This window comes from Streptomyces sp. S6 (genome assembly GCF_054880855.1).
In genome coordinates this window covers 21,166-30,698 of record NZ_JBTYMC010000056.1, presented here as the reverse complement: position 1 = coordinate 30,698, position 9,533 = coordinate 21,166, and the positions used below count along the sequence as shown (strand labels likewise).

General features: G+C 70.6%; 11 protein-coding genes, 1 tRNA gene and 1 pseudogene. 8 read left to right on the top strand and 5 right to left on the bottom strand.

Annotated features, from left to right (window positions below; translation table 11 throughout):
- Both ACVNF4_RS10930 and ACVNF4_RS10925 read left to right on the top strand, forming a co-directional pair.
- Positions 1-323: pseudogene (locus tag ACVNF4_RS10930) on the top strand (hypothetical protein); the annotation flags it as partial.
- A gap of 291 nt (positions 324-614) precedes the next feature.
- Positions 615-1,118 carry a PaaI family thioesterase gene (locus tag ACVNF4_RS10925; RefSeq protein WP_461802530.1) on the top strand — a complete coding sequence of 168 codons (504 nt, stop codon included), beginning with the start codon at positions 615-617 and terminating at the stop codon, positions 1,116-1,118.
- A 308-nt stretch (positions 1,119-1,426) separates the two neighbouring features.
- On the opposite strand, the gene ACVNF4_RS10920 is transcribed toward ACVNF4_RS10925, so the two are convergent.
- The 4 genes from ACVNF4_RS10920 to ACVNF4_RS10905 form a co-directional block, all read right to left on the bottom strand.
- The gene (locus ACVNF4_RS10920; RefSeq protein WP_461802529.1) at positions 1,427-2,662 is read right to left on the bottom strand and encodes an AMP-binding protein; all 1,236 of its coding nucleotides are present in this window, start codon (positions 2,660-2,662) and stop codon (positions 1,427-1,429) included.
- Between the two features lie 310 nt (positions 2,663-2,972).
- A complete protein-coding gene (locus ACVNF4_RS10915) occupies positions 2,973-3,659 on the bottom strand; it encodes a polysaccharide deacetylase family protein (RefSeq protein ID WP_461802528.1) in 687 nt (228 codons plus the stop codon).
- 14 nt (positions 3,660-3,673) lie between these two features.
- The gene (locus ACVNF4_RS10910) at positions 3,674-4,321 is read right to left on the bottom strand and encodes a glycoside hydrolase family 11 protein (RefSeq protein WP_461802533.1); all 648 of its coding nucleotides are present in this window, start codon (positions 4,319-4,321) and stop codon (positions 3,674-3,676) included.
- 230 nt (positions 4,322-4,551) lie between these two features.
- Positions 4,552-5,103, bottom strand: a complete 552-nt coding sequence (locus ACVNF4_RS10905) for a TetR/AcrR family transcriptional regulator (protein WP_461802527.1) — start codon at positions 5,101-5,103, stop codon at positions 4,552-4,554.
- 110 nt (positions 5,104-5,213) lie between these two features.
- On the opposite strand from ACVNF4_RS10905, the gene ACVNF4_RS10900 reads away from it, so the two are divergent.
- A complete protein-coding gene (locus ACVNF4_RS10900) occupies positions 5,214-6,404 on the top strand; it encodes an MFS transporter (protein ID WP_461802526.1) in 1,191 nt (396 codons plus the stop codon).
- A gap of 66 nt (positions 6,405-6,470) precedes the next feature.
- Here the strand turns inward: ACVNF4_RS10900 and ACVNF4_RS10895 are convergent.
- Positions 6,471-6,537: transfer RNA gene (locus tag ACVNF4_RS10895), tRNA-Arg, on the bottom strand.
- 141 nt (positions 6,538-6,678) lie between these two features.
- On the opposite strand from ACVNF4_RS10895, the gene ACVNF4_RS10890 reads away from it, so the two are divergent.
- The 5 genes from ACVNF4_RS10890 (at position 6,679) to ACVNF4_RS10870 (ending at position 9,438) form a co-directional block, all read left to right on the top strand.
- On the top strand, positions 6,679-7,923 hold the full coding sequence (locus tag ACVNF4_RS10890; protein WP_461802525.1) for a helix-turn-helix domain-containing protein: 1,245 nt from the start codon (positions 6,679-6,681) through the stop codon (positions 7,921-7,923).
- A 129-nt stretch (positions 7,924-8,052) separates the two neighbouring features.
- Complete coding sequence (locus ACVNF4_RS10885; RefSeq protein WP_461802524.1) at positions 8,053-8,370, top strand: hypothetical protein; 318 nt, start codon at positions 8,053-8,055, stop codon at positions 8,368-8,370.
- Positions 8,367-8,546: a hypothetical protein gene (locus ACVNF4_RS10880; protein ID WP_461801810.1), complete on the top strand. Its 180-nt coding sequence runs from the start codon at positions 8,367-8,369 to the stop codon at positions 8,544-8,546. Before ACVNF4_RS10885 ends, ACVNF4_RS10880 begins: the two co-directional genes overlap by 4 nt.
- Positions 8,543-8,956, top strand: coding sequence for a hypothetical protein (locus ACVNF4_RS10875; RefSeq protein WP_461802523.1), 414 nt, complete (start codon positions 8,543-8,545; stop codon positions 8,954-8,956). The genes ACVNF4_RS10880 and ACVNF4_RS10875 overlap by 4 nt, the downstream gene beginning before the upstream one ends.
- Complete coding sequence (locus ACVNF4_RS10870; RefSeq protein ID WP_461802522.1) at positions 8,953-9,438, top strand: hypothetical protein; 486 nt, start codon at positions 8,953-8,955, stop codon at positions 9,436-9,438. Before ACVNF4_RS10875 ends, ACVNF4_RS10870 begins: the two co-directional genes overlap by 4 nt.
- The last annotated feature ends 95 nt before the right edge of the window (positions 9,439-9,533 follow it).

The following is a 9,533-nucleotide window of genomic DNA, read 5'->3' as shown; positions in this document are numbered from 1 at the left end:
CGCACCGGGCCGCCGACGCGCTGGCCCGCCGCGCGGACGGCGTCTCCGGCGCGACCCGCCGCGTCCTCGACGACCTCCTCACCCTCTTCGCGGTCCGCCAATGCCGTTCCCACGGCGCCGACTTGCTCCCCGACGGCCCCTTCCCCGCCCTCACGGAACCCCTCCCGGCGATCACCGACCGCCTCCACGACCGCCTCGCCCCCCACCTGCGCACCCTCACCGAAGCCTTCGGCCTCCCCACCGGCCTCCTGGGCACCCCCTTCGAAGCCCCGGAAGGCTTCATCTCCCACTACGCCCGCGCACTGGACCCCGCCGGGGAGTGAGCTGGGCGGCACTCAGTGACAGAGCGGGGTGCTCGAAGGGGGCGGGGAGGGGCGCCCGGAGGCTGATTCCGGGTGCCCGCCCCCCTTCTGGAAGGCGTGGAAGAGGAGCCGTATGGACTCGGCCGAACAGGGGAGCGCGCGAGGCGCTTAGCGCGATGATCGGACAAGGCTCGCACGCCCCTGGCGCGCGCCCCCATGCACCCGAGATGGATATCCGGCCCTTGGATTAGCTCGGCCCGGGTTGTTGCATGGGTGCCTTCCAGCACCCCTACGACCTCGGAGTTTTTCCCGATGACTACCGCCACACTCGCGCCCCTCTCGCCCGTCCTCGCCTCGGACAGCCCGTTCGTTCGGCGCCTCCGTCGTATGAGCGGGCTGAAGGCGATTCAGGAGTCCGCGGCGCACGGCACCGGGTTCTTCCCGTTCAGTGACGGACTCGGCGTCCGGGTCCAGATGGCCGAGCGCGGCCGGGTGATCCTGAGTGCCACCCCGACGGACGGACACAGCAGCTGGCCCGGTTTCACGCACGGCGGGTTCACCGCGACCCTGTGCGACACGGCGTGCGCGCTGGCCGCGCTGTCGACCGTGCGGCGCGGCACCAAGGCCGTGACCGGCAACTTCACCATGAACCTGCTCCAGCCGGTGCCGGCGGGCAGCTTCCGGATCTCGTGCGTGGGCAGAGCGACCCAGACCCAGGGCCCGCGCATCCTGGCCCACGCGGACGTCACCACCCCTGACGGCACCCTCCTGGCGCACTCCACGGCCCTGTTCCTCACCAAGGACCTGATGGCCTGATACCCGTAGTACCCCGCTCTCCTTCACCGCCTCCCTCAGCCGCAGGCCACCCCTACCGGGTGTCCTGCGGCTTTTCGCGTCCCATCTCCGAGGAAAATAGCGCTCGTTACGCAATACGACGACACGCGCCACGCCAACGGCACTGCGTGCACACCGATTTGGGCGGCGGCCTTCCGGTGGAATGTCCCGGGCACCCGCATGCCGCCCATTGCCCGTATGGCGGTAGCGAGTTGCTCCAACTCGGGGGACACGGGTGCGGGAGAAAGTTCCAACGTTCGGCGGGTAGGCGCCGGACCGGACAGCCGCCCTCAACCGCTGCCGCGCGCGGCCTTGTCGAGCTGGCTCTTCAGCGTCGTCGTGAGCGGCACCGTGTCGAGCGCGGTGAAGAACCGGGGGACCGCGTGACCGGGCAGCCGGTTGGTGCACCAGTTCACCAACTCCCCTTCGGACGCGTCCGATACGACCTCCGCGGCCACCACCGACCCGACGAACGGCGCGGTCCGCGCGAACACCCGGGCCCAGTGCACCTCGGGGTGGGCCAGCAGCACATCCCGCACCTGCCCCGCCGACAGCCTCAACCCGCCCACGTTCAGCTGGTCCTGGCCGAGCCGCCCGCTCAACACCACACGCCCGCCCACGAATTCGGCCCGGTCACTGGTCGCGATCCACTCCGGCACCCCGTCCGCGCCGTGCACGGGACGGACGTACAACTGCCCGTCCCGCACCCGCAGTCCCGGCTTCGCGCCGTCCGTGCGCTCCAGCCACTCGACGGGGAACCCGGCCTTCCCGTCGTGCACGACGACACAGGCACCGGCCTCGGTGGACGCGTAGATCCAGCTGATCCGCGCGCCGGGGAAGACACCGCGCAGCCGGTCCAGGAGCGGCTGGTCCACCGGCTCACCGCCCAGCGTGATCTGCCGGGGCTGGAACCGGTCGAGCCCGGGGTCCGCGGAGGCCAGCGCGAGCCGCCAGAACGACGGCGTCGCCGAGACCGCGTCCACGCCCTCCGCGAGCGCCACCGGCAGCCACTGGTCGGGGCGCGGCCCCGGCGCCGTCACGAGGTCCTGCCCGGGGTACGCGAGGCTGAGCGCCACGAGCTGCCACCAGGCGTACGTACCGGGGGAGTAGGGGAGCAGCCAGCGGTACGGCGGCGGGGGAGCGCCGAGTGTCGTCAGGGAGGAGAGCGTGTGCGCGAGGAGCCGGGGGCGGCCCGCGCTGCCGCTGGTCGGCAGCCAGATCCGCCCCGGCCGGCCGGGGCGCCCCTCGGAGAACCGCCGCAACTCCTTGCACAACGTCTCGTCGACCCGCTCCCGCGCGACGATCAACAGCTCGCCGGGGCTGCCGAGATGGGCCCGGGCGGCGGTCAGCGCGGCGAGCTGGCCGTCGGCCTGGACGACCGTCCGCCGCTCCAGCGGTGGCGGGTCGAGGCGCCACCAGGTCCCCCGGAACCCCTCGCAGACGATCCGGTTCTCCAGCGGATCCCCCGCTCTGGCCCCCGTTCGCCGCCCCCACCGCTCGCCCGGGGTGACGCGTCTGTGCGGCATCCCAACTCCTTCCGGCCACGCGGCTTCGAGGCCACGCCACTCTCCGGGCCCTGGACGCCCCCACCACACCTATCCCGTGGACCCCCTCCCCCGGGAGGCGTACAACAGGCGCTCAAGTGGCAACCCGTCCCCGGTCACCACCGCATATGCCCCCGTCTCACCCGTCCGCTGGATTGCCGGGGCCCGGCCCTGACGAGGTGTACGACCCGTACGACTTGAGAGGGACCCCGCTCCCGACCCCCGGACGCCGGTACGGCCGACGGCGCGGCGGCCGGCTGCCACCGCGCCGCAGAAACGGCCGGAGAAACGGTTACGGAGCCACCGCTCGCCCGGTACTCGGCGAGATCGCCCCCGCACACATCCCCCGCGACGCCAGATTCCGCGCGATCCGCGGAATCGCCGCCCGGGTGTTCGCCGGCCAGTCGTGCATCAGGATGATCTGGCCGTTGCCCAGGCGCCCGACGGCGGCCACGATCGCGTCGGTGCTCGCGTTGTTCCAGTCCTGCGAGTCGACGTCCCAGATGATCTGCCGCAGCCCGTACTTGGCGGCCACCGACTGCACGGTCGCGTTGGTCTCGCCGTACGGCGGCCGGAACAGCTTCGGCGTCCCGCCGCCCGCGCCGACGATCGCCGACTGCGTCCGGGAGATCTCCGAGTCGACCTGGGCCTGGGAGAGTTGGGTGAGGTGGGGGTGGGTGTAGCTGTGGTTGGCGACCCACATCCCGGCCGACACCTGCGCCCGCACCTGCGCCGGGTAACTTGCCGCGTTCTGGCCGGTGTTGAACATCGTGGCCCGAAGGCCGTTCGAGGTCAGGGCGGTCAGCAGCGCCTGCGTGCTGCCGCTCGGCCCGTCGTCGAAGGTGAGCCCGACGTACCCGGAGCAGGCGGCGGCCCGCGCGGGAGCGGCGTCCACCGCGAACCCGCCCGCCGCCGCGAGCGCGGCGACCGTCACCGTGGCGGCGAGAGACCGCGCCCTGAGAGGTCGTACCGAGACCATGCGATCAACTCCCCTCAGTTCACGGTGATGTTGGAGTTGCCGCTGCTCTGGTAGCCCTCCGTCGCCATGATCATGTAGTAGTTGAACGAACCGAGTCGCATCCCGGCCCGCGCCCACGCGTCGAAGTGGTTGCCGGTCGTGATGGTGCCGCCGGTGCGCTTCTGCTGCCGGACGCTCCAGTACTGGTTGAACGTCTTGACGCCTTCCACGGAGGGGGCGTTGTACCGGGTCGTCTGGTAGATGTCGTACGTGCCGCCGTCACTGTTCACGGTGCCCTTGTAGGTGCCCGTCGGGCGGTAGGTGCCCCAGTTGTCGACGATGTAGTACTCGACGAGCGGGTTCGAGGTCCACCCGTACAGCGCGAGGTAGGCGTTCCCGGACGGGTTGAAGCTGCCGGAGTAGCTGACGTTCCTGCGGCTGCCGTTGCTCCAGCCCTTGCCGGCCACGAAGTTGCCGGTGTTGCGCCACGAAGTGCTGTAGTTCCCGCCGTTGTTGAGGGTCATCGAGACGGTGCCCTGCGAGTCCGTCCAGAACGAGTAGTAGTACCCGGAGTTGGTACCGGTCTGGTTGGTCGTGACGACTGTCGCGGCGTGCGCGGTGCCCGGCATCACGAGAGCGATCAGTGCGACCAGGGCGGTTGTGCAAACGCTTGCTGCGAAGATCTTGAAGCGGCTCAGGGGGTTCACAGCGTGCTGCCTCCTAGTCCTCCTGGGGTAGGGGAGCTGACGGGGGACAGTGTTGGGAGGCGCTATTCGACTGTCAACAGTTTCGGCATCGACACCGAAACATTCGAAACCATATGTGCAGCTCAGAGCTGGTGTGGTGCGAGTGACTCGATTAATCACACCGTCGAACGGCATGTGAGTGACGAATGTTTCGACGCCGTTTCCGGTCAGATCTCGCGGTCCAGCACCGCCTGCACGACCGCCGCGATGTCGTCCCGCCCGATGGGGGTGTCGTCGAAGAAGTTGTGCAGCGTGAACCCTTCGACGAGCGCGTCCAGCGCCCGTGCGGTGAGCGGGTCGAAGTGCCGGGCCAGCGCGTCCCGGCTGGCCCGCATCCAACTGTTCAGGACGGTCCGCAGCGCCGGGGTGCGCGCGGCGAACGCGTACAGCTCGAACGTCAGCAGCGGATCGCGGTCGCTCGTCCACAGCGTGCCGCTCATGATGTCGACGACCGCCTCGCGGGCCTCCTGCGGGGTGCGGGCCGCCTCCAGCTGGGCGCGGTAGCTCGCCGAGACCGTCTCCGCGAGGCGCGTGAACGCCTCCGTGAGCAGTTGGTCCAGGTCGTCGAAGTAGTACGTCACCGAGCCGAGCGGCACCCCCGCGGCGGCGGCGATCCTGCGGTACGTGACCCGGATCGCGCCCTCCTCGGCGACGACGTCCAGCGCGGCGGCGAGGATCACGTCCCGGCGGCCGGGGGGTGTCGATGTGTCCTGAGTCATTGCCGAAAACGCTTCCTTACCGCCGTGAGCAGGCATGTACATTTGTCCAAGCCGGTGGGTGAAGGGGCCCGACCGGAATCCGAACGCCCTACCCACGGAGACGCATTCTCATGGATCAGGCCGTGCGCAGACGCCGCCGGGCGCTGTTCGTCTTCTTCCTGCTCGCCGGGATCTCGATGGCGTCGTGGGTGACCCGTACCCCCGCGATCCGCGACCGGCTCGACGTGTCCACCGGCCAGATGGGGCTCGTCCTCTTCGGCCTCTCCCTCGGCTCGATGCTGGGCATCCTCTGCTCCGGCCGCCTCGTCTCCCGCTTCGGCACCCGGCCGGTGATCATCTGGGGGATGACCGTCCTGGTCGGCGGCCTCGCGACGATCGCCCTGGGTGCCCTCGCCGCCTCCACCCCGATCGTCACGGCCGGCCTCTTCCTCGTCGGCGCCGGCGTCGGCGGCGGCGAGGTCGGGATGAACATCGACGCGACCGACGTCGAACGCCTCTCCGGCGTGACGACCATGCCGGCCCTCCACGGCTGCTTCAGCCTCGGTACCGTCCTCGGCGCGGGCGCGGGCATCGCCGCCACGGCCGCGGACGTGCCGGTGCCGTGGCACCTCGGTGCCGCCACCGTCGTATCCGTAGTACTTCTGGGCTACGCGATACCGGCGATTCCCGCTGGTACAGGGCGAGTTGACCCAGGTGCCGCGGCGCAGGACCAGGGTGGCGGGACGGCCGTCTGGAAGGACCGGAAGCTGCTGCTGATCGGTGCGATCGTGCTGGCCATGGCGCTCGCCGAGGGGGCCGCCAACGACTGGCTGCCGCTGATCATGGTCGACGGGCACGGGATGGGGGAGGCCGCCGGGTCCCTCGTCTACGCCGGGTTCGCCGCCGCGATGACGCTCGGGCGGTTCGGCGGGGGGTACTTCCTCGACCGGTACGGACGCGTGATCGTCGTCCGCGCGAGCGCCGTCTCCGGTGGGCTCGGGCTCCTCCTCGTCATCGTCGCGGACAGCGCCGTCGTCGCCGGAATCGCCGTACTCCTGTGGGGACTCGGCGCCTCCCTGGGCTTTCCCCTGGCGTTGTCGGCCGCCGGCGAATCCGGCCCCGACGAGACCGCCCGCGTCAGCCTCGTCGCGATCATCGGCTACCTCGCGTTCCTGGTCGGCCCACCGGGCCTCGGCTTCCTCGGCGAACACGTGGGCCTGCGGCCGGCGATGCTCGTCGTCCTGGTCTTCGTGGGGTGCGCGGCGTTCCTGGCGCCGGCGGTGGATGTGCGGGGGCGGGAAGGGGAGCGGGCGACGGCGTGAGGGCATGAAGAGGGCCCCGGACCGTCCCCGAAGCGGGAGATCCGGGGCCCTCGCCCTGGTCGGCTGTGCCCTCGGCAGGATTCGAACCTGCGACACCGGCTTCAGGAGAGCCGAGCCCCGGTTGCCTGACGGCACATGACCGCGGCCCCTGCTCTCCTTCGGGAGGGTGGGGGGGCACTTCGTCATGCCCGGGGCCACAAGCAGTACGGCCCCCGCAAGCGGGGGCCGGACGGCAGTACCGTTCTAAGTGCGACCAGAGAACGGAGCACTCAGTATGCCCGAATACATCGCCCCCGCCGACCTCCCCGGAACTCAGATCCGGAAAATCAGGCAGACGCGCGGGCTCACTCAGGAAGAACTCGCGGCTCAATCCGGCCTGAGTATCGGCGTCGTGAAGAAGATCGAGCAAGGCGGCAACGGGGCCCTCACCACGTACCACGCGCTCGCCCGTGCCCTCCGTGTCCACACCGCAGCGCTCTTCGAACCTCGCGCTCCTCACGCCACCACGCGGGCCGACGACGACAAGATCGACCTCATGCCCCTGCGGCAGGCCATCGCCCCGCCTATGGGCCCGACCGGTCGCCTGCTGCTCGGCGACACCGTCGACCCCGATCCTGATCTCACGCGCCTCCGGGCGACCGCCGCCGGGCTCGCCGACTCGTACTACAGCGACGACTACGGGCGGACCTCAATGTTCCTGCCCGCGCTCGTGCTGTCCGCCCGCGCAGCCGTCGACCACTTCGACCACGGGCCTCACCACACCGAGGCCCTCCAGATCCGCTCCGATGTTCTCCAGACGACCGGCCGGTACCTGACGCAGGTCCGCGCCTACGACCTCGCCCACACCGCTCTGCGAGACGCTCTCCTCGACGCGGTCGCGGCCGATGACCGGGCGCGGGCAGCGTCCTCCGTGTACCTCCAGGGCTGGCTGCTCATGCGGCAGGGGCGGCTGGACGAGGCGGAGCGGCTGGCCATGGCGGCGGCTGATGACGTGGAGCCCCGGATCTCCCGCGCTACCAAGGGGGAACTCGGCGCGTGGGGCCGTTTGCTGATCCGAGGTTCATCGGCCGCAGCGCGGAACAACCGGCCGAAGGAGGCCAGGGAGATGCTGCGGTTGGCGCGCACGGCAGGGGCCGCGTTGGGGGGAAGCGCGGCGGCGAACCGGTACGGCTGGGGGAAGTTCGACTGGAGCGCGGTCGCGTTCCAGGCAATCGAGAACCAGGTCGTGGCCGATCAGCCGCGTCGGGTGCTCGGCCTCTCCGCCCGCCTGCCCGCCGTTGTATCGGCCACGGCGAACACGTGGAACAGGCATCAACTCGACGTGGCGCAGGCGCATGTGCAGGTGCATGAGGTGGATGAGGCGACTCAGGTTCTGGCCGTGCTGCATGCTGAGGCGCCGGAGTGGTTGAGGCATCAGCAGATGGCGGAGAGCACTTTCGAGTTGTCGCTTCGGGCGTCCAAGAAGCGGCGGCTGACGGCAAAGCAGCGGGAGCTGGCGGGGTTCTTCGGGGTCGCGTAAGGGCTATGGTCCGTAGCCGTTGCGCTCCTTCAAGTAAGTGAACAGCTACGGAACGTGTCTGTTGGGGGCGCCCTCGCGTCTCCTACGGTCGCGGTGTGAGACGGACCACCGTGACCGTGGAGGCGTGACATGCCGCCCGAAACTGCTACCCCCAGCGCGCTCACCCTCCTGAGCCTGCCGCCCCACCCCGAGCTGACGCAGGCACAGGCCCGGGGCGTCGCATGCGTCTGGTGCCGGACGAGGCTGGACACGGCGACGGCCGTAGACCTCGGCGAGCGACGGCACAGCCACTACTCGACGTTCCCGCGCGCCTGCACCACCTGCGTCGCGAGGGCCGCCGACCAGACCCTCCGCGCGCACGCCGGCATGTGCGAGCAGTGCGTGGACGACGACGCCCGCTGCGGGACCGCGACCGCCCTGTGGTATCTGAAGCAGGTACCCCAGTGACCCGCCCGGCCCGACAGGCCGGCATCTACGGCTTCTGCGCCTGGCACAAGGAGTACGCCTACGGCGTGCGGGTGATCGGCCTCATCGGGAAAGGCCGGGGCGCCACGTTCGTCCTGTACGCATGCGGCAACTGCCGCACCGTGTACGGCCTGACACCGCAGGCGGACCGGACATGACCTCCAAAGACGACCTGGAGTACCTGTCCTCGGCGTGCGCGGTCGCCATCCAGTTCGGGCCGGAGTCCGGCCATGGCGACTGTCGCCTCACCGAGGACATCCCGATGCCTCACTCCAAGGGGCGGCTGGTCCTGATACCCCGCTGCCGCTGCACATGCCATACCGCCAGAGTTCCTGAAGGAGAACACCAGGTGTCCATCCAGCCGCTTTCCGCCGAGCCGGTCGATCCACAGGCTCTTCAGCCCGTCTCCAATCCCAATCCGGACTGCGCCCGGTGCGGCGAACTCGCCGAGGAACGCGCCCAGGCGGCGCGGGACGGCGACCTGTCGCGGGTGACGGACTGCAACGTCATGATCCGCACCCACGGCACCGGCCACTCCGGCACCCCCGCGCCCAAGGGTGAATCGTGACTGTGAACCCGGAGCGCGCTGCCGCGAGGCAACGCGTGCTGGACGAGCGCGAGTTGGTCATCCGGCGATATCGGCTGGGCACCCCGCTCAGCGGCCTCGCGGACGAGTACGGCGTCACCTCCGGCTGGCTGGGACGCCGGTTCGACGAGTGGGGCGAGCAACGCCGGAACCTCGTCGACGCGTTGCGGTACCGGCGGGCAGGGGCCCGGGTGTTCAGGGGGCGTGCCGGGCGCCGCAGCAGTGCGGAAGTACGGGCAGCGCGCGCGGAGTTCGTCAGCGCGCGGGAGGACGTGGTGAGCCGGTACCGGCAGGGGGTGTCGGCGTCGGCGTTGGCCCGGGAGTTCCGGGTCAGTCCGATGTTCGTCGCGGAACGGCTCGCGGAGTGGGGGGCGGTTCGGAGGGGCGGGGCCAGTTCACCGTCGTCCGCCTCATCGTCGTACGGCCAGGAGCAGCCGGAGGCTGAGGCTGCGGCTCCGATATAGCCCCCGTGTCCGGTCCCGCCCCTGCCTTCGCCTCCGGCCGAGCCCCAGACCCCGCCCTCGCTCTCGACCTGCGCCGACGGGACGAGAGCGAGATC

What these genes read in the sequence shown, in the direction of transcription:
- ACVNF4_RS10915 (WP_461802528.1), bottom strand. Translation starts at nt 3,659, where the DNA reads ATGGTCTCGGTACGACCTCTCAGGGCGCGGTCTCTCGCCGCCACGGTG.
- ACVNF4_RS10925 (WP_461802530.1), top strand. Translation starts at nt 615, where the DNA reads ATGACTACCGCCACACTCGCGCCCCTCTCGCCCGTCCTCGCCTCGGAC.
- ACVNF4_RS10885 (WP_461802524.1), top strand. Translation starts at nt 8,053, where the DNA reads ATGCCGCCCGAAACTGCTACCCCCAGCGCGCTCACCCTCCTGAGCCTG.
- ACVNF4_RS10890 (WP_461802525.1), top strand. Translation starts at nt 6,679, where the DNA reads ATGCCCGAATACATCGCCCCCGCCGACCTCCCCGGAACTCAGATCCGG.
- ACVNF4_RS10875 (WP_461802523.1), top strand. Translation starts at nt 8,543, where the DNA reads ATGACCTCCAAAGACGACCTGGAGTACCTGTCCTCGGCGTGCGCGGTC.
- ACVNF4_RS10900 (WP_461802526.1), top strand. Translation starts at nt 5,214, where the DNA reads ATGGATCAGGCCGTGCGCAGACGCCGCCGGGCGCTGTTCGTCTTCTTC.
- ACVNF4_RS10905 (WP_461802527.1), bottom strand. Translation starts at nt 5,103, where the DNA reads ATGACTCAGGACACATCGACACCCCCCGGCCGCCGGGACGTGATCCTC.
- ACVNF4_RS10920 (WP_461802529.1), bottom strand. Translation starts at nt 2,662, where the DNA reads ATGCCGCACAGACGCGTCACCCCGGGCGAGCGGTGGGGGCGGCGAACG.